Below are 18,806 nucleotides of genomic sequence, written 5' to 3' on the forward strand. Positions count from 1 at the left end.
GCGGCGGCGGCTCGTCCGGTGGCTTGATCTCTTCGATCAGCTTGGTCTCGATCGGCGCCGGCAGGATCTCGATCATCTTGTGCGCCAGACCCGCTGCCAGTGCCCAGATCAGCAGCGCGTGAAACGCGACCACGGCGCCGATGCCCATCATGCGCCGCTTCGATTCCTGCTGTGTCGTTCCAAATTCCATGTCACTGTCCGATCGTGAACGCCGCCTTCGCAAAGGCGGCGATGCTCAACGAAGCTTCTTCAAATTTGCCAGTACCACCGGCATCCGCCGCGCGCTAGCCGAACAAGGCCCGCACTTCGCGCCGCAGCAGTTTGCCCATCTCGTTGTAGGGCAGACTCGCCAATACCGCAATTCGTTCCGGCGAGCGCGACGAACGCAGGCGTCCGCGAATCAGCGTACGCAATTCCTCGTCATTCGGCGCGACGTGATCCGGACGGATCACGATCGCGACACCGACCGCTTCGCCCCACTCGACCGACGGTACGCCGACGGCCGCGGCATCGGCGATCGCCGGATGCGAGAGCAGCACATCCTCGATTTCGCCCGGCGAGATGTTTTCGCCGCCGCGGACAATAACATCGTCGGCCCGTCCTGCGAGAAACAGATAACCGTCGCGATCCAGCCAGCCGGCATCGCGGGTCGGAAACCAGCCGTCGGCGTCCAGCGCCTTGCGCTCCCGGTACTCGCCGGAAACCTGTTCGCCGCGCACGTAGATTTCACCGCGCTCGCCGGCCGGCAAGGGCCGACCCTCGTCGTCGCGGATTTCGAGCTCGACCGTCGGCAGCGGCCGCCCGACCGAACCGAGCCGTGCACGAATCTCCGGCTCCGCAGATTGCTGCGCGGCGCGATGATCTTCCGGCCCCAGCAAGGCGATCGTCGAACTGGTTTCGGTCAGCCCGTAGGCATTGGTGAAGTCCGTTCCCGGAAACAGCTGCAGGGCACGCTCGACCAGTTCCAGCGGCATGCGACCACCGCCGTAGGCAATCGCCTTCAACGCCGACAGGTCGGCCTGTGCACCGGCATCCATGCGCGCGATGATGCGCGACAACATGGTCGGAACGACAAATGCGTTGCTTGCGCGTTCCTTCGCCGCCAGCTTCAGCCATGCGTCCGGCTCGAACGCCGGCAGCATGACGATGCGGCGCATCGCGTAGATCGAGCTGAGCAGCGCGGCGATCCCGGCAATGTGATACGGCGGCACGCAGACCAGCGCGGCTTCGTCCTCGGATGCCGACGCGAACTCGACCGTGCCGAGAATGTACGACAGCAGATTGGCGTGTCGCAGCAGCGCCGCCTTCGGTGCCGCGGTGGTGCCGCTCGTGAAAATCTGCGCGGCGATGCCCTCGCCCTCCCGTTCCTCGCCCGACGCCGGATTCGCAGATCGCTCCGCGGCGGCGACGAAATCCGCCCGGCTCAGAACGGCATGCCCGCGGTCCGGGTTCAGACGCGAGACTCGGGCCGCGTCACCGATGACGCAGGCCGGCGCGATGCGCGCGAGCAGGGCGGAGAGGTCGGCATCGGCGAGACGATAGTTGAGCGGTACGTAGGGAACGCCGGCAATGGCCGCAGCGAACAGCGCGATCGGCGCCGCCTCGCTGCTTTCGTCAAGCAGCGCGACGTGGGCACAGCCACTTTCCATGATGTGAAGTGCCGCGCCCCGCGCAGCATTCAGAAGCGCACCGTACGACCAGCACCGACCGTCGCAGACCAGCGCGACACGGTCGGGCTCGGCGTCCGCCGCCATCTGCAGCGTCAAAAGAATATTCATCGACAGCGCTTCAATCGGATGAAGGCAGCGGCTTGGCATCCTTCAATTGCAGCGCCACACCGGCGACCGCCAGCGCACCCTGCCCGGACTTCACGCACAGCAGCTCCAGCGCGTCGCTCGCGTCGACGTAGCGCTTGCCGATCTTGGCACCGCCGGCAAATGCCGGATCGATCGCTGCGCGTTCGGCAGGGCGCTCCTCGCTCATCGGCAAGCCACCGCATTCGACGACCACGTCGCTCGCGCGAATCACCATCACTTCGGTGTCACAGACCACACTCTTCAGCTTGCTTCCCGCTTTCATTGATTCCTCACCAACTTGTGCCGCCTTCCCGAGAATTGGCACGCCAGCGTGATCCACATCATCGGCAATTGCAGAAATCCAGTCGACCAGAATACAGACTCCGGCTTAGTAGTCAACGCTGATGATTGTAAGCAAATTCCGGCTTGCCGATCGCGGCGATGCCGGCACGCCGCTCTCGGCAAAGTGCCGGCGCAGGCGGATGCCGAGGCAAACGCACCGAGAGGCAGTCGCGGTCGGCGTCGGTGTCGCGAACGTACGGCAGCGTACGCAGACTAGGTGATGCACGGCAGCGGTGCAGTCCGGGGCAAGCCGGGTCACCGCGCCAATACATTCCTGAACGATCGTTTCGGAAAAAGCGCAGGAAACACTGCGTCCGCGAGTGCGCCTCCGTGGGCGAAAGTCGATTGCCGCTGGCCGAGCTGCGTGCATACAATGTGATCAACACAGCTGTTAGAAGAAGGCGCGCCGGCAGATGTCCGGTCGAAGCCCGGGGCACGCACTGCGGCAAGGGGGAGGAAGACATGGCGCTGTCAAGAATGGCATCGGGCGGATACAGCCCGGAGCCTCTGTTCCGTTTGCCACAACTGTCTCTGCGCAATCTTGCATTGCTGGTTGCCGCCACACTTGCGATCGGACTGCTGGCTTCGCTGCTGCGGATGAGCTGGGGCCATGCCATCGATCCGACCCAGCAACTGCGTGGGCTCGAACAACTGGCGACGGCCGCACGGCTGGACGCGGCACTGGATCAGAGTTTCGAAAGCGCGCGACTGGCGCTGGATGCCGAACCCGCCGAACTGCCTGATCTCGTGCAACGCATCGATGCGACGCGACAGGGCCTGCAGGACAGCTTCACCCGCTCCGGCGTCGATGCGTCGGTCAGTGTTCCGCTACGGAACTACATCAACGCCGCTCGCGACAAGACCGCGGCGACGACCGAACTCAAACGCAGCCTCGGCACTTTCGTCACGGCGTTCAAGGCCATGCAGCAGCAGGGCGACAGCACGCTGGCAGCCTTGCAGTCAGCGGATGACGCGCCCCTGCGTCGCCCGGTGATGGCGCTGGTCAGCGCGGCGACGAGCTACGGCATCCAGTCGGTGCCGGGCAACGGCGCCGACATCGACCAGCTGCTGGCAACCATCGACGCGGCAAGCAGCCGCGACCACGCCGTGCTGAGCAAACTCACGGCAGCCGTGCGCACCATGCGCAGCGCCAAGGACAGCCTGCAGCGTCAGCTCGCCGCCTTCCGCGCGATGCCGACGGCCAGCAGCCTGCAGCAGCTTCGCAATGCCTCGCTCGACTACAGCCGCAACGAGGAACTGCGCCGTGAGCGTGGCCGCACCATGCTCGGCGTGTACACCGCGGCACTGTTCGTCGCGTTCGGCGCACTGGCGCTCTGGTTGCGCAAGAGCTTCAGCGACCTCGATCGCGCCAATGCCAACCTGCAGCAGGCGAACGAAGGCCTGGAACAGGGCATTGCAGAACGCACGCGGGATCTCAGCGAAGCTCTCGACAATCTGCGCATGCAGCAGGCACAGCTGATCCAGTCGGAGAAGATGGCGTCGCTCGGTCAGATGGTGGCCGGCGTCGCGCACGAGATCAATACGCCGCTCGGCTATGCGCAGAGCAATGTGCAGACGGTGCGCGAAGTGCTGTCCGGCATGGAGGAGCCCGATGCCGGCAAGCGCGAGTCACTGGACGAAGCGGGCATGCTGCTCGCCGACGCCGAGCACGGCATGGAGCGCATTTCCGAGCTGGTGCTGACGCTCAAGGACTTCAGCCGCGTCGATCGTTCGAGAACCGAGCCGTTCAATGTCAACGAAGCGCTGGAGTCGGCGCTCAAGATCTGCAACAACCAGCTCAAGGGACGCATCGATGTCGAACGCGACTACGCTGAACTGCCGCAGGTCCCTTGCGCACCATCCGAGCTCAATCAGGTATTCCTCAATCTGATGACCAATGCGGCGCAGGCGATCGAAGGACCGGGGCTGCTGAAGATTTCGACCTGCGCGGTCGACAATCGCGTCGAAGTCCGCATACGCGACAACGGCTGCGGCATGGACCCCGATGTCCAGGCACATATCTTCGAGCCGTTCTTCACGACCAAGCCGATCGGCCAGGGCACCGGCCTCGGCCTGTCGATCGTGTTCCGCATCATCGAAAACCATCAAGGCCAGATCAAGGTTCAGTCGACGCCGGGCGAAGGAACCGAATTCCTCATTTCGCTGCCGGCCGTGCCGAAGCGGGCAGCTTCCCCCGCAGGCAGCACGATGGAGCAAGCCGGCTCATGAACATTGCCAACCCGATCAGCAAGCCGCGCGTGCTGTTCGTCGACGACGAACCGCGCGTGCTGGTCGCCCTGAAAGTGATTTTTCGCGATCACTACGACGTGCAGACGGCGACCAGCGGCGCCGCCGCGATCGAGGCGCTGCAGGCGCAGACCTTCGACGTCGTGGTCAGCGATCAGCGCATGCCCGGCATGACCGGCATCGAAGTGCTGCGCTCGGCCAAGCAGCTGCAACCGAAGTCGATGCGCATCCTGTTGACCGGCTATTCGGACCTCAATGCCACCGTTGACGCGATCAACGAGGGTGAAGTGTTCCGCTTCGTGACCAAGCCGTGGTCGAACGACAAGCTGCGGGCGACACTGGCGTCCGCCGTCGAAGCCGCAACCACCGATGTTCCGCCGGAAGCCGCCGCGCCGATCGAAGCGCTGCCGGACGCACAGCTGCGCGAAGGTTCGCAATCGGCAGTCGGCGTTCTGGTACTGGACCCGGACGCGGAGACCCGCACGGCGCTGAAGAACACACTGGGTCGCGAACGCCCGGTTTACTGCGCGGCGTCGCTCGACGAAGGTCTGGGCCTGCTCGCCAGCCACCGCATCGGCGTGATCGTCGCGGAATTGATGCTGGAAGGCGAGGATCTGTCGCTGGCGCTTGGCGCACTGCGTCTGCACGACCCCTCGCTGGTGGCGATTGTCCTCACCAGCCAGGCCGACGCACAACGCGCGATCACGCTGATCAACCAGAGTCAGGTCTATCGCCTGCTGCGCAAGCCGGTCAGCGATCCGCTGCTGCGCGGCACGGTCAACCTCGCCAGCCAACGCTTCACGACGCTCTCCAAACACCCCGAGCTGGTCCGCCGCAACGAAACGGAGATGCCTGCGGAACCCGCCGCGCGCACCGCCAGCATTGGTATGCTGGCGCGCATCAAGCGCCTGCTGCTGCGCTGATCCATAAAAAAGGCGGAGGGGGAGTCTGCATTGTCGAATCCGGAATCATCGAAAAGCGGGCCGTCGGCCGAGGCGATCGTTGCCGTCGTCCTGCTGGCCGTCTGCGTGGTAGTCGGCATCGCCTACTGGCTGCTGTCACCGAAAAGCCCGCCCGCCAGCGCGGGCGCGACGAGCACCCCCGGAGCGGCCGCCGGCAGCAGCAAGACCGCTGGCCAGACCGCAGCCGAGCAGGACGCCCTGAACGCCTGGAACCACAAGCTGCAGAACAACTTCGCGGAACTGGACCAGCAACGGCAGCAGAGTGCCGAGCGCGAGGCCGAACAGAAGCGGCAGGAACAGGAACTGGCGGCCGCGGAGGCAGCGCGCAAGGCAGCCGAAGAGGCCGCCGCAAAGGCCGCGAAGGCGGCCGCCGCCAAGGCGTCGAGCGTGGAAGCCGCCGCTGCGCCGCCGCCGGCGAGCGCCGCACCCGCAACGCACGTTCCGCAGCGTGTCGACGCCTCGGTCGACTGGACCTCCTGTCGCCAACCCGACTATCCGAGCCGCTCGAAGGATCGCGGCGAACAGGGCACCGTGACCCTGCGCTTCGCACTGTCCGTCAGCGGCGCCGTGCAAAGCAGCAGCGTCGTCAACAGCAGCGGCTTCAGTCGTCTCGACGATGCGGCGCTGCACGCGCTGACACGCTGCCAGTTCAAGCCGATCACGGTGGACGGCAAACCGGTGGCCGGCAGCACCGATGTTCGTTTCCAGTGGAAGTTGAACGGCTTCTGAGCGTCGCCGCGATCGTCATGGCGGTCGGCACGCCTGCGTTATGATCGCGGCGAAGGGGCAGCCGGCGTTCGCCACCATGGCGATCGTGCGCTGCGGCCGGCAACGGCGCGGTGGCAGGCGCCCGGCATGCTGCCCGCGGCGACCCGCACCCCATTGCCACAGCTGAGCACGAGACCTTGATGCGGCAACCCTCGGACACCAAAGACAAGCGCGAAGCCGCACAGCGACGACGTTACGAAAGCCCGCTGCGCCAGCAGCAGACGGCGCAAACCCGGGACAGCATCATCGGCGCCGGCGCCGAAATCGCCCATCGTCTCGGCAGCTGGGACTGGCGCGAGCTCACCTTCAAGGCCGTCGGTGAAGGCGCCGGTGTCAGCGAGCGCACCGTGCATCGCCACTTCTCGAACGAACGCCAGTTGCGCGATGCCATCCTGCAGCGGCTGGTCGAGGAATCCGGCGTCACGCTGGCAGGACTGAAGCTCGGCGATTTTGCCGGCGTTGCCACGCGCGTCTACCAGTATCTGTCGTCGTTTTCGAACAACACCGTCGCGATCACGGACCCGAGCTTCGCCGTGCTCGACCAGCAGCGCCGCGCCGTGCTGCTCGATGCAGTGGTGCAGGCAACAAACGGCTGGTCGGACGATGATCGCGAGATCGCCGCCGCCACGCTGGACATGCTCTGGAACCCGTCGCTGCATGAGCGGCTGAACGCCGCCTGGCAGCTCGATGCGGAACGCGCCACGCGCTCGATCGGCTGGGTCATCGGCCTTGTCGAACAGGCCATCCGCAACGGGCACAGGCCCGGATCGCGCAACTGATCGAAGCGCGTCGCGCAGACGCGTCTGCCGGTCGCGTCTAGTCCTTGACGCCCGTGAACGGGAACGAGCCCATGAACCCGGCCTTGACCTTGCCGGTCATGGCGTTGTTCTCGATCTCCGCGGTGAACGTCAGCTTCATCTTCATCGGCTTGCTGATCTGGTTGATCCAGCTCAGCTGGTTGCCGTCGAGCTTGCCGTCGAGGATCGGCGAGCTTTCACCCTGACCGGACTGCGAACCGGTGACCACGCCCTTGTCGTGCGCGATCGTCAGTGTCGTGCTTTGCGGACCGGTCGGCCCTTTGACCGTCACCTTCCAGGTACCGTCGATCGTGAACGGTCCGGCAGCTGCACCCGGCTGCGCCGCGGCCGCGGCACTGGCAGCGGGCCGTGACGCCGAGCCGGTGAAGATCGGCATCGTTTCCCAGCCGCGCACCGTGGAGGTCGGCGACAGGCGCGCATTGCCGTAATCGACTTCCCAGTTCGGGAAGCGCCTGATCAGGGCTTCGAGCGCGACGCGGCCCTCGAGCCGCGCCAGCACGCGACCGATGCAGGCATGAATTCCGTAGCCGAAACTCAGATGCGGACGCGGCTCGCGACGGATGTCGAAACGGTCGCCGTCGGTGAAGCGCCGATCATCGCGGTTCGCGGAGCCGGGCAGGAACATCATGACACTGCCCTTCGGCACACCGCGACCGTAGAGTTCGACATCGCGCGTCACGTAGCGCGCCATGTGCGGTGCCGGCGGCTCGAAGCGCAGGATCTCCTCGATCGCCTGCGGAATCAGCGACAGGTCTTCGGCGATCATCCGCCGCTGCTCGGGATGCTCGGCGAGCACCTTGCCGGTCCAGCCGATCAGGCGTGTCGTGGTCTCGTTGCCGGCGCCGGCCAGCACGTTGACCATCGTCAGGATTTCCTCGCGTGTCAGCTTGCGCGTGATGCCGGTCTCGTCCTTGAACTCGGCATTCATCAGCTCGGTCATGACGTCGTCCGCCGGATGCTTCGCACGCCAGTCGATGTATTCCTCGAAGCCTTCGCCGGTGTAGTTGCTTTCGTTGAACGCCATCGGCTTGCCGACTTCGGTGCGCAGGCTCTGATCGACGCGGTCGCGAACCGACCCGTGATCCTGCTCGGGGATGCCCAGCAGCTCGCCGATCACCCGCATCGGCATGTGCGCGCCGTAGTCTTCGATCAGATCGAAGCCGGCGCTGCGGCTCAGCGGATCGAGGCATTGCGCGCAGATCCGGTGAATCCTGGCTTCGAGCGCATTCATCCGCTTCGGCGTGAACAGGCGCTGGAGCAGATTGCGGTGCATGGTGTGGACCGGCGGATCCTCGAAGATAAGGACGCCCGGCGGAAACTCGGCACCCGACTTGATGATCTCGAGAATCGCGCCGCGCCCCGAGCTGTAGGTCTCGCGGTCGTTCAGCCCACGCTCGACATCGTCGAAGCGACTGACCGCGTAGAAGTCGAATTCCTCGTTGTAGTAGAGCGGCGCTTCTTCGCGCAGGCGCCGGAAGACCGGATACGGATCGGTGGTGATCTCGGGCTTGTACGGATCGTAATAAACCGCATCGACAGTCTGTGTGCTCATCACCATGGATTCCTTGCGAGGGCCGCACTTAATTGATGTCATAACGCTGACGCCGATTTGAAGCAGGGTCAAGCGCGGCGGATGCCGGTTGCGGAAGAACGGATTGACCGTGGACGCCAGATCGCGAAGCGCACCGCCGGCCGGCGCGCAAACGAAAACGCCGGCGCTTGCGGGCGCCGGCGTTTTTCATCGTGTCATGCCGCCGGCAGAAAGTGCCGGACAGTTCGCCGCCGCTACCGCTTCGGCAATTCGATCTCCGCCGTCGCCGTCGCCATCGTCGCGCCGAGCTGGTTCTTCATCTTGAAGTCGGCCTTGATCACCGCGCGGCCCTGCTCGTCGATGAGCTTGTCGGTGACGCTGCCATCCATGATCGAAATGTCGCCGCACAGTGCCGGCCCGCGATACGAGCAATTGGTATGCAGCAGGCTGCCCCACTCGCCCGCCCAGCCGGCGAAGTAGTCGAGGATCCACGCGCCCATCGACGCACCGTAGCCGTAGGCGCGCGGCATGCCGATGCGGCGCGCCCAGCGCGGAAACAGGTGCCCGCGCGACGGGCCGATGTAGGCGCCGTCGGTCATTTCCGGATTCTCCAGCTCCAGCACCGGGTCCTGCTCCTTGCCGGCGAAGTCGTCGGTGAAGCCGAGCGCTTCCATGTCGAGATCGGTACGACGGATCACGCCGCACCAGATCGTGAACAGATAGGCACGCCACTCGGTCGTGAAGCTGGCAATGCTGTGCGGGCCGATCACGCGCGTCGGCAGCTTGTCGCCGACCTTGACGTCGTCCCACCAGCGCTTGCCGTGGCCGAGATCGTGCAGGCTCTTGATCCACTCGAACTTGCGGTCTTCGAGCGCACGCAGCTCGTCGTCCGTCCATTCCGGATCGTCCTGCGGGTCTTTCGAACCGCCCATTTCGCGTGCGAGATCGGCGCGATAGCGGATCGAGGTCGAGCGCTGCGTGGCGATCTTGTCGCCGCGGTCGTTGTAGTAGAAGTTGTCGCCGCGCTGGAAGCAGGTCGGCCCGGCGAACTTGGTGTCCTTGACGACGTAGTCGAGCGGGATGCGCTCGTTGTGGATGCGATCACCGGCAAAGATGCGCGGGCCGTGGAACCACCATTCGTCGCCGCCGAAGATCAGGTGCGAATTCGGAATCAGGCCGACACAGGCCGGCGCCGTGCCGTGGCCGTCGTCGCAGGCAACCGGAAACGACAGCGGCGCGACGATACGGCTGTAGCGGCCCTCGGCCGCAAACCCGTCGTCGTAGTGCAGACGGTTCGGATAATGCATGCCCTGCACCCAGCGGCGGATGTCGTTGCCGGCAATCGGCTCGCGCGTGCGGCCCGGCTGGATGGGCTTGCCGAGGAAACGGTCGATATCGGAACAGTCCAGGGTTTTGTCGTTCATTTGATCGTCGCGGATGGAAAGAGATCACGGCGCGGGTGCCATAATCGTGCAATGTGCACCACATCGGCACCGCAAATCAACATCTATGTTGATCATCGTCCGATCGGATCAGGACGCCGCGAAGGACGAAGCAGGGCTGCTGCCGCACTGCCGAACCACTGCAATGGTCGCGCCATTACTCAACAGTCATGTTGACCATCGCGTCTGCCGCAAGCTAGCTTAGACGGATCGTCACCTCATGCAGAATCTGTCGGGAACAGGAAAATGATGGAGCTGAAAGGCAAGGTCGTCGTTGTCACCGGGGCGCTCGGCGTGCTGGGCCGTACCGTGGCCGAAGCGGCCGTTGACGCCGGCGCGAGCGTGATCGCGGTGGACCGTGTCGATGGCAGCCCGCCGCGTGGCGCGCAGTCCTCGCCTGCGCTTGATCTGGGAGACGCCGAGGCAACGAAGAAGGCTTTTTCGGCGATCGCCGGGCAGCACGGCCGCATCGATGCCCTGATCAACATCGCCGGCGGTTTTCGCTGGGAGACCGTCGCCGACGGCGCGCTCGACAGCTGGGATCTGCTGTACCGGATCAACCTGCGCACGGCGGTCAGCGCCTGCCAGGCCACACTGCCGCACTTTCCGTCGGCTGGCGGCCGCATCGTCAACATCGGCGCGGCCGGCGCCGTCAAAGCCGCGACCGGCATGGGCGCCTACGCCGCCTCGAAGGCGGGTGTCGCGCGCCTCACCGAAGCCCTCGCGGAGGAATTGAAGGCGCGCAACGTCACCGTCAACGCCGTCCTGCCGAGCATCATCGACACGCCGACCAATCGCAAGGACATGCCGGACGCGAACCACGCGCAGTGGGTGACGCCGGGCGCGCTGGCCGAGGTGATCCTGTTCCTGCTCAGCGAGCGCGCGGCCGCCGTGACCGGTGCGCTGATCCCGGTCACCGGCCGCGTCTGAAACTGCGCGGCGATCGCCGGGCATGAACACCGACAGCAGCGCGCAGCCGCAGGCCGGCTGCGGACCGCTGGTGGTCGTCACCGGTGCATCGCAAGGCATTGGCGCGGCGATCGCCCGGCGTTTCGCGACAGACGTCACCGGCGCGCGCCTCGCGCTGGTCGCACGCGACCGCAAGCGGCTCGATGCCATCGCCGAAACCTGCCTGCGCAGCGGTGCCGCCGCGGCCGCCAGCTTCATCGCCGACTTGAGCAGCCCGGCCGAAGTCGAGCGCATGGTCGACAAGGTTCACAGGCAATTCGGCGGCGTCGATGTCCTGATCAACAACGCCGGCCGCTGGCGCGGTGGCGCCGCACACGAAATGCCGGTCGCGGACTTCACGCTGTCACTGCAGGAAAACCTGGTGAGCATGTTCGCCGTCACGCGCGGCTTCCTGCCAGACATGCTCGGTCGCTGCACCGGCGACATCTACTTTGTCTCGTCGACTTCCGGTCTGGAGGGCGTCGCGAACAATGCCGCGTACTGTGCCGCCAAGCACGGCGTCGCCGGCCTCGCCAAGGCGTTGCGCGCCGAAGTCGCGAGCCACGGCATCCGCGTCTGTTGCGTCTATCCGGGCGCCACCGACACCGCCACCTGGGACGGCAGCGACATTGACCGCAGCACTCTGATGCCCGCCGACGATGTCGCGCGGGTTTTCGTCGACAGTCATCGCCTCTCGCGACTGACCAGGCTCGACGACATCGTGCTGCGGCCGGCGACTCCGCTCCGCCGACTGGAGTAAACGGTCCGCCACTTCAGAAAAGCGGCATTTCTCTGTCAGGTCGTCGCATGCCGCGGCGACGGCGACGGCAGACGCCGATCTCAATTCGCGCTGCGCAGATCGATTCGATCGGCACAGACGCGTTTCCGATCGGCAGGACAGGTAGCAGCATTCAGATCATCGTCGAAACACAGATCAAGCTGCGTCAGAAACGTGCCGCCGCAGTGCAGAACGGTCGCATCGGGGCGCAGGCCGCGATTGACGTCGAGCAAATCGCGCTCAAGCTGCGGACCCGACGTCCGGGCTGGCTGTCGCGGCGCCTCGCGCAATGACTGCGGCACTTCGATCCGGTCCATCATGAGACTGATGAAATCGAAATATTCCCTGTCGGTCTTGCCGCTGCAGCCACCATCCCGTCGCCACATCTGCTGCACCCAGCGCCGACTGACTATGAACCTGACCGCACTGTCGATCGTCGCGTCGCTGAGTGTGCCGCCGCACTTGCGATCACCTGGTGGGCGTAGCCGTCGCAACACCAATCCGTAGGCCTGATTGCAGGCTTCGCTGCTGCGCTCGTCGGCATTGTCGCGGCAGTACTGCGGCGCCCAGACCAATTCGGCAATCCAGACGTTGCCGCTCGCGGCATGTAACGGCCCGGCCGCAAATCCGGTGACCAGGCAGACCACCGCGAGCAGCACCCTCAGACCGCCGCGGTTCGGCAGGCGCGGAATCGCCATCTCGGCGCCACAAGTGGCATCGCTTGCGACTGTCGGCTCGATCTTCGTCGACACGACCGTGTTCATCTGCCCCTCCATGCCCGCGTTCGAACTGCTGCACGACCGACGACACCGCCGGCCTGCGCGATCGGACCTGCTCGTCACCGCTACTCGATGTAGACGGGGCCGCTCAGGCTCCTCGGCAGCGTCTTGCCGCTCGCGCTGGCCAGCTTCGCATCGATCTTCAACGTATAGCGCCCGGGCGCAAGACCATCGTGCAACAGCACGAAGCCGTTTGCACCCGACTGCCAGCGGCCGGACACCGGCGTGCCGTTTTCCGAAATCAGCTCGATGTGCTGTGACAACTGATCCGGGTGCGCGACGCCCTGCGACAACCGGACCACCAGCGTCGGCTGCGTCGCCGCCTGACCGACGTACTGAACCGAGAATGCGTCCGACGAAGATGAACGCCACCATGCGCTCAGCGTGTCGACGGCCGGCGGCGGCGGCGGACGCACGGCTGTCCGGTTCCGCTCCTCGTGGGCATTGACCTGATCGGTCGGCGACGCGAGATCGTCGAGCGTATCGGCTTGCGTATCGCTGTACGGTTCGTCCGCCGTCGGCGCCCTGGTCTGCGCAAGCGCCAGGCTGTCGTCCTCGACCGGGCGCTGCGCGCCGGCCGTCGCCGGCGCTGCCGTCTCATCGCTCGCCACGCTCGCCGGTGCGTCCGCCTCGGGCATCGTGTCTTGCGCAGCCACGGGGGCCGGTGCACTCGTATCGGCGCCGGGAGCGGCAGCCGGCACCGGTGCGGGCGCAGGTGCCGGCGCAGCAGCAATATGCGCCTTCGGTGGCGGACTGTCCTTGCCGATCAAGGCGTAGGCACCGGCGGCGAACACCAACGCGACCGCACCAAGCACGATGTACTTGGTCTTGCCGCCATCCGATTCCAGCTGAAAATCGTTTCGCATCGTGATTTCTCCTGAATGTGCGTGATGAAGGCGCCCACGCCAGCGCTTTCAAATGAGTCAAGGCATCGCAAGCGATGACGCGATCGCGAATTCCGCCTCGGTCTTCGACTTCAAGGCTTCGAGCGTGACCCCAGGGGCCAGCTCGATCAGGGTCGCAGCGCCGCCGCGCTTGTCGATCTCGAATACCGCAAGATCAGTGATCAGCAGATCGACGACACCCTTCCCGGTCAGGGGCAGCACGCATTCGCGCCTGAATTTCGGGGCGCCGGACTTCTCGCAGTGCTCCATCACGACGACCACGCGGCGCACGCCGGCGACCAGATCCATCGCACCGCCCATGCCCTTGATCATCTTGCCGGGCACCATCCAGTTCGCCAGATCGCCAGCTTGCGATACCTGCATGCCGCCGAGGATCGACAGATTGATGTGGCCACCGCGGATCATGCCGAACGAGTCGGCGCTGGAGAAATAGCTGGTCTGCGTCAACTCGGTAATGGTCTGCTTGCCGGCATTGATCAGGTCCGCATCGGCCTCGCCTTCATACGGAAACGGCCCCATGCCGAGCATGCCGTTCTCGCTGTGCAGCATGACCCGCATGCCGTCCGGAATCAGGTTCGCGACCTGGGTCGGGATGCCGACACCGAGGTTCACGTAGTAACCGTCGCGCAGTTCCTTCGCGGCGCGCGCCGCCATCTCGTCTCGCGTCCAGACCATCAGAACTGCTCCCCTGCTGCGGCGGCAACGGCGCGCGGGCGCGTGGTCAGCCGCTCGATATGTTTGCTGTACCCGGAGCCGAGCACGATGCGGTCGACGAAGATGCCCGGCGTGTGAATTGCGTCGGCGGCCAGTTCGCCGATCTCGACGATCTCTTCGACCTCGGCGATCACCAACTTGCCGGCAGTCGCCATCATCGGATTGAAGTTTCGCGCGGTCTTGCGGTAGATCAGATTGCCTTCGGCGTCAGCCTTCCAGGCCTTCACGAACGCGATGTCGGCGGTCAGGCCGGTCTCCATCACGTACCACTCTGGAACACCATCCTGCCCCGGAAACTGCCGCGTCTCCTTGCCTTCGGCGACCTTGGTGCCGTAACCGGTGCGCGTGTAGAACGCCGGGATGCCGGCGCCGCCAGCGCGAATGCGCTCGGCCAGCGTGCCCTGCGGATTGAATTCGATCTCGATCTCACCGCTCATGTAGCGGCTTTCGAGAATCTTGTTTTCACCGACGTATGAGGCGAGAACCTTGCGAATCTGGTTATTGGCCAGGACATGCCACATGCCGTGATCGTCGCAGCCGACGTTGTTGCCGATCACGGTCAGATCCTTCGCGCCCGATGCCTTGAGCGCCATGATCAGGTCCGACGGCACGCCGCACAGGCCGAAGCCGCCCGACATGATCGTCATGCCGTCGCGTACTTCGCCGCTGAGCGCAAGGGCGGCGCTGCTGTATATCTTCGAATTCATAATGACTCCGCTTTCCTGTCCCGAATGCGTCCCGCTAGTTCTGGAATCCGGCATCGCGCAGCACGCGCTGCGCGCCCTTCAGGTGAGGCATGTCGAGCATCCTGCCGTCGAGGGAGACGGCGCCATTTCCCTCGGCAAAGGCAGCGACGACGCGTCGCGCATGGGCGATGTCGTCCGCGCCGGGCGTGAAGGCTGCGTTGATGATCGCCACCTGATCAGGATGCACGGCGATCTTGCCGGTGAAGCCGTCGTAGCGCGCCAGCTCGCAATTGCTGCGACACCCGTCGCCGTTGCGAAAGTCGACGTAGACCGTGTCGATCGCCTCGATGCCGAGCGCATGCGCGGCAAGCAGGCATTGCAGGCGCGCGTGCGCATAGACCGGACGCCAGCCGCCACCTTCACTGCGCGGATCGCCTGCGCCTAGCGCACTGCTGAGATCCTCGGCACCCCAGATCAGCCCGGCGAGACGCGGCAGCTGAGATCTCGACAGCTCTCCCATGCGCAGCACGGCAGCCGGTGTCTCCGTGCACACCGCGAGTATGCGGATGCTGCCGGCAACACACCCGCGCAGCGATTCCGCGGCGTCGAGATAGTGCGCCACGACCGCCAGATCTTCGGGGCCCTGGATCTTCGGCAGCACGATGCCGCTGACACGCGGATCGACGGCGACCGAGAGATCGCGCAGCAACTCGCCGCTGGCCAGGTCGTTGACCCGCACCCAGGCCTGCGCCGGCCCCTGATCGTTCTTCAGGAATTCGCCGAGCATGGCGCGCGCCGCCGCCTTGCGGGGCGGCAGCACCGCATCCTCGAGATCGAAGATCAGGGCGTCGGCGCCGAGCGCCGCTGACTTCACCAGCTTGCGTTCGTTGTCGGCCGGCACGAACAGCAAGGAACGCAGTGGTCGATCGCCCGCTATCGGCCCGGCGCTGCTCATGCGGCCTGCACCTCGGCGTCCACGGTCGCGCACGCCGGCTCACGCAGCATCAGGGCCTGGCGCAGCGTCGTGCAGACCAGTTCGCCACGCTGGTTGTAGCCTTCGTGGCGGAAGGTGACGATGCCGGCGTTGGGACGCGACTTGCTCTCGCGGATCTCGACGACCGTCGTCACCGAACGCAGGGTGTCGCCGGCAAATACCGGCTTCGGAAAGCGCGTATCGGTCATGCCGAGATTGGCGACCGTCGTGCCGAGTGTCGTGTCCTGGATCGACAGGCCCAGCACCAGGCCGAGCGTGAAGATCGAATTGACGAGCGGCTTGCCGAATTCTGTCTTCGCGCAGTAATCGGCGTCGATGTGAATCTGCGCCGGGTTGTAGGTCGCGCTGCAGAACCAGACATTGTCGGATTCAGTGACCGTGCGACGAACCTCGTGGTGAAAGGCCTGGTCGACCTTGAACTGTTCCAGATAAAGACCTGCCATATCCTGCCTCTCGTGTTGCGGTTGGCGCTCGCGCCATCAGGCGCCGAGCAACTCGCCGGCGATGATCATCTTTCGGACTTCGGTGGTACCGGCGCCGATTTCCATAAGCTTGTTGGCGCGATAGAGCCGGTTGATCTCGGACTCCCAGATATAGCCGCTGCCGCCGTGTACCTGCACCGCGTTGTTGAGCACCTTGTTCACGGTCTCGGCGGCGTACATCACGCTCGCGGCGGTCAGCTTGTGGATGTCGCCGCGTCCGCCGGCCTCTTCATCCACGACATTGCAGGCGCGCAGGGTCTGATAGACGAGCGTGCGCATCGACTCCACCCAGACATACATGTCGGCGATCATCGACTGCACCATCTGGAATTCGGCTATCGGCTTGCCGAACTGCTTGCGCTGCTTGGCGTAGTCGATCGACAGCTGCAGTGCGCGCTCGGCGATACCCAGGCACAGCGGCGCGATCACCGCACGCTCCAGGTCGAGGCCGGACATCACGATCTTGACACCGCGATTCTCCTCGCCGACCAGGTTCTCGACCGGCACGCGGCAGTCCTCGAACACCAGCTCCGCGGTCTGGCTGCCGCGATAACCCATCTTGGTCAACTTCTGGGCGACCTTGAACCCGGGAAAATCCTTCTCGACGATGAAGGCCGAGATGCCGTGCTGGCCGCGATCCCTGTCGGTCTTGGCATACACCAGCAACACGTCCGCAACCGGTCCGTTGGTGATGTAGATCTTGCTGCCGTTGAGAACGTAGTGGCCGCCGTCGCGACGTGCCGTCGTGCGCATCGAGCCGAGCGCATCGGAGCCGGCACCCGGTTCGGTCAGGCCGAGTGCGCCTATCAGCTCGCCGCGACACATCGCCGGCAGGTAGCGCGCGCGTTGCTCGTCGTTGGCATTGCGCAGGATGTTGTTCATGCACAGGTTCTCATGCACGATCCAGGCGAGCGCCAGTGCGTGGTTCCAGCGCGCGAAGGCCTGCACGATCAGACCTGACGTGAACACATTCATGCCCGAACCGCCGAAGCGCTCCGGCGTGGTGATGCCGAAGTAGCCGGTTTCGCCGAGCTTTGGGAAGATCTCCGTCGGCCACCACTCCTCGTCGTCCATGCGCTGCGCCAGCGGATGGAACTCGGCCTGCGCGAAACGATCGGCCTGATCGAGAATTTGCTGCTCGTCGTCGGACAGGCCCATGAAGGCCTGCATGACGTCGATACCCGGCTTTTCTGTGAAATCGTTCATGAGCTTACTGTTGCGTGGCAAAAGTCCCGCAGCCGAATTTGCATCCGGTGCGTGGAGTGGAGAGATTCACGTTCATCGCGAATCGGCTCGGACCAGGCTCGCAGCTCGCGCCGGCCCGCGATCCGCTTGCGCAGGCGCTGCCCTGTACGGCTGCGGCGGTGCTGCCGAACCCAGCGCAACCAGCCACAGCGCGATCGCTGCGAACACGACGCTGAGCAGCGCCGCCAGCGCGATCAACAACGGCGACGGCGAGTTGGTGTTGATGGCGATGAGTCCCGGAAAGCCCGCACCGAGATTGCTGAAGCAGAAGTTCGCCGGAAACAGTACGAACAACCCGAGCAGTGGCAGCTCGCCGCGCGTGCGGGCGCGCAGCTGCACGGCGACGATGGTGAACGTCGTGATCTGATCTGCTTCAAGCACGGCGATCCACAACGGATATTCGAACAGGCGCAAAGGCTGCGGTCCGTAATACATGTAGGTTCCGCCCTGGATCGCGATGATCTCGAACGCGGCCGTCGTCAGCGCCGTGATACCCGCCAGCCGGAACAGCTGCACGAGGTTGATGCCGCGCTCGATCTTCGGATACAGCAGCAGCGCCGGGCCGGCGAACACCACGATGTAGGCGCTCATCACCCAGATCGGCTGCGGAAGACCGAATGACGTGAACAGCGTCCACTGTCCCGGCACGAACCACAGCAGGTGGTAGGCAATGTCATACAGGGGTTCGATCAGACTGCCGAATGCCACTGCCGCGACGATCAGCAGCGCAAACCAGCTGCGCTCGCGGCGAACTCGCACAACGGCCAGCATGACGAAGGCGATGGCGGCCGACCACAGACAGACGGTCATCACCGTCTGCATCAACAGGTTCAGGGGGTGATCGTACGGCGGTATCGGCACGTCTTTCTCCTTTCCAATGCGACTTCGTCGAGCCGCTGCGTCATAGCATATCATGTCGCGTCGACACTGTTTTACTATTTCACTGTCGACGATATAACATATTCACCGTCCAACGGGTCCGCGCCGGTCGCGGCCACCGAGGTCACAGAAAAGGATGCCGGTACGACCGGCCATGCATGCGGAATTGCGGCGGAGAAGCGGCAACGGTGCGCGTTGCCCCGAGAGATTTGAAACATGAACAAGAAACTGAATAGCGAGCCGCCACAGGCTGGCGAGCCCTGGCCATTCCATACCGTACTGGTCGCCAACCGCGGCGAGATCGCGGTGCGCGTGCTGCGCACGGTGCAGAAGCTCGGTCTGAAAGGCGCGGTGGTCTACCACGCCGCCGACCGCGGCACGCTGGCCGTGAAGATGGCGGACGTCGCGATCGAGATCAGCGGCAGCACGCCGGTGGCCTCGTATCTCGACGGCGCGCAGATCATTGCCGCGGCCACGTCCTGCGGCGCCG

Annotated in this window: 18 protein-coding genes and 2 pseudogenes; 7 read left to right on the top strand and 13 right to left on the bottom strand. The window is 65.0% G+C overall.

The features are described 5' to 3' along the window. The 3 genes and pseudogenes from G7Y85_RS19750 to G7Y85_RS19760 all read right to left on the bottom strand — a co-directional run. Positions 1-190: pseudogene (locus G7Y85_RS19750) on the bottom strand (energy transducer TonB); the annotation flags it as partial. A 94-nt stretch (positions 191-284) separates the two neighbouring features. After that, positions 285-1,778, bottom strand: coding sequence for a class I adenylate-forming enzyme family protein (locus tag G7Y85_RS19755; protein ID WP_166261675.1), 1,494 nt, complete (start codon positions 1,776-1,778; stop codon positions 285-287). A 10-nt stretch (positions 1,779-1,788) separates the two neighbouring features. After that, positions 1,789-2,079, bottom strand: a complete 291-nt coding sequence (locus G7Y85_RS19760) for a hypothetical protein (RefSeq protein ID WP_166261678.1) — start codon at positions 2,077-2,079, stop codon at positions 1,789-1,791. A 521-nt stretch (positions 2,080-2,600) separates the two neighbouring features. On the opposite strand from G7Y85_RS19760, the gene G7Y85_RS19765 reads away from it, so the two are divergent. The 4 genes from G7Y85_RS19765 (at position 2,601) to G7Y85_RS19780 (ending at position 6,894) form a co-directional block, all read left to right on the top strand. Next, on the top strand, positions 2,601-4,367 hold the full coding sequence (locus G7Y85_RS19765) for a DAHL domain-containing sensor histidine kinase (RefSeq protein WP_166261681.1): 1,767 nt from the start codon (positions 2,601-2,603) through the stop codon (positions 4,365-4,367). Further along, positions 4,364-5,308: a response regulator gene (locus G7Y85_RS19770; protein ID WP_166261684.1), complete on the top strand. Its 945-nt coding sequence runs from the start codon at positions 4,364-4,366 to the stop codon at positions 5,306-5,308. Before G7Y85_RS19765 ends, G7Y85_RS19770 begins: the two co-directional genes overlap by 4 nt. Before the next feature lie 30 nt (positions 5,309-5,338). Next, positions 5,339-6,076: an energy transducer TonB gene (locus G7Y85_RS19775; protein WP_166261687.1), complete on the top strand. Its 738-nt coding sequence runs from the start codon at positions 5,339-5,341 to the stop codon at positions 6,074-6,076. A gap of 179 nt (positions 6,077-6,255) precedes the next feature. Next, entirely contained in the window at positions 6,256-6,894 is a 639-nt protein-coding gene (locus tag G7Y85_RS19780) for a TetR/AcrR family transcriptional regulator (protein WP_166261690.1), read from the top strand. A gap of 409 nt (positions 6,895-7,303) precedes the next feature. On the opposite strand, the pseudogene G7Y85_RS19785 reads toward G7Y85_RS19780, so the two are convergent. Then, positions 7,304-8,485, bottom strand: a pseudogene (locus tag G7Y85_RS19785) (cytochrome P450); the annotation flags it as partial. Between the two features lie 233 nt (positions 8,486-8,718). Further along, positions 8,719-9,888: an FAS1-like dehydratase domain-containing protein gene (locus G7Y85_RS19790; RefSeq protein ID WP_166261695.1), complete on the bottom strand. Its 1,170-nt coding sequence runs from the start codon at positions 9,886-9,888 to the stop codon at positions 8,719-8,721. 267 nt (positions 9,889-10,155) lie between these two features. Between G7Y85_RS19790 and G7Y85_RS19795 the strand changes: the two genes are divergently transcribed. Then, positions 10,156-10,836 (top strand): SDR family NAD(P)-dependent oxidoreductase, encoded by a 681-nt coding sequence (locus G7Y85_RS19795; RefSeq protein WP_166261718.1) that lies wholly within the window; start codon positions 10,156-10,158, stop codon positions 10,834-10,836. A gap of 22 nt (positions 10,837-10,858) precedes the next feature. Then, positions 10,859-11,614, top strand: a complete 756-nt coding sequence (locus tag G7Y85_RS19800) for an SDR family oxidoreductase (RefSeq protein ID WP_166261697.1) — start codon at positions 10,859-10,861, stop codon at positions 11,612-11,614. Between the two features lie 80 nt (positions 11,615-11,694). Here the strand turns inward: G7Y85_RS19800 and G7Y85_RS19805 are convergent, their stop codons facing one another. The 8 genes from G7Y85_RS19805 to G7Y85_RS19840 all read right to left on the bottom strand — a co-directional run bounded on the left by G7Y85_RS19805 (position 11,695) and on the right by G7Y85_RS19840 (position 18,298). Beyond that, complete coding sequence (locus G7Y85_RS19805; protein WP_166261699.1) at positions 11,695-12,396, bottom strand: ribonuclease T2 family protein; 702 nt, start codon at positions 12,394-12,396, stop codon at positions 11,695-11,697. An 80-nt stretch (positions 12,397-12,476) separates the two neighbouring features. Next, positions 12,477-13,277, bottom strand: a complete 801-nt coding sequence (locus G7Y85_RS19810; RefSeq protein ID WP_166261701.1) for a hypothetical protein — start codon at positions 13,275-13,277, stop codon at positions 12,477-12,479. A 57-nt stretch (positions 13,278-13,334) separates the two neighbouring features. Further along, positions 13,335-13,991: a 3-oxoacid CoA-transferase subunit B gene (locus G7Y85_RS19815; RefSeq protein ID WP_166261703.1), complete on the bottom strand. Its 657-nt coding sequence runs from the start codon at positions 13,989-13,991 to the stop codon at positions 13,335-13,337. Next, the gene (locus tag G7Y85_RS19820) at positions 13,991-14,737 is read right to left on the bottom strand and encodes a CoA transferase subunit A (protein WP_166261705.1); all 747 of its coding nucleotides are present in this window, start codon (positions 14,735-14,737) and stop codon (positions 13,991-13,993) included. The genes G7Y85_RS19815 and G7Y85_RS19820 overlap by 1 nt, the downstream gene beginning before the upstream one ends. 34 nt (positions 14,738-14,771) lie before the next feature. Beyond that, complete coding sequence (locus G7Y85_RS19825) at positions 14,772-15,671, bottom strand: HpcH/HpaI aldolase/citrate lyase family protein (RefSeq protein WP_166261707.1); 900 nt, start codon at positions 15,669-15,671, stop codon at positions 14,772-14,774. Continuing rightward, positions 15,668-16,153 carry a MaoC family dehydratase gene (locus G7Y85_RS19830; RefSeq protein ID WP_166261709.1) on the bottom strand — a complete coding sequence of 162 codons (486 nt, stop codon included), beginning with the start codon at positions 16,151-16,153 and terminating at the stop codon, positions 15,668-15,670. Before G7Y85_RS19830 ends, G7Y85_RS19825 begins: the two co-directional genes overlap by 4 nt. Positions 16,154-16,189: 36 nt before the next feature. Continuing rightward, entirely contained in the window at positions 16,190-17,398 is a 1,209-nt protein-coding gene (locus G7Y85_RS19835; protein WP_166261712.1) for an acyl-CoA dehydrogenase family protein, read from the bottom strand. A 72-nt stretch (positions 17,399-17,470) separates the two neighbouring features. Continuing rightward, the gene (locus G7Y85_RS19840; RefSeq protein ID WP_166261715.1) at positions 17,471-18,298 is read right to left on the bottom strand and encodes a hypothetical protein; all 828 of its coding nucleotides are present in this window, start codon (positions 18,296-18,298) and stop codon (positions 17,471-17,473) included. Between the two features lie 234 nt (positions 18,299-18,532). Between G7Y85_RS19840 and G7Y85_RS19845 the strand changes: the two genes are divergently transcribed. Continuing rightward, a partial coding sequence (locus G7Y85_RS19845; RefSeq protein ID WP_277817205.1) for a biotin carboxylase N-terminal domain-containing protein occupies positions 18,533-18,806 on the top strand: 274 nt, incomplete at its 3' end.

Source organism: Solimonas terrae (assembly GCF_011067135.1).
Classification (GTDB): Bacteria; Pseudomonadota; Gammaproteobacteria; order Nevskiales; family Nevskiaceae; genus Solimonas; species Solimonas terrae.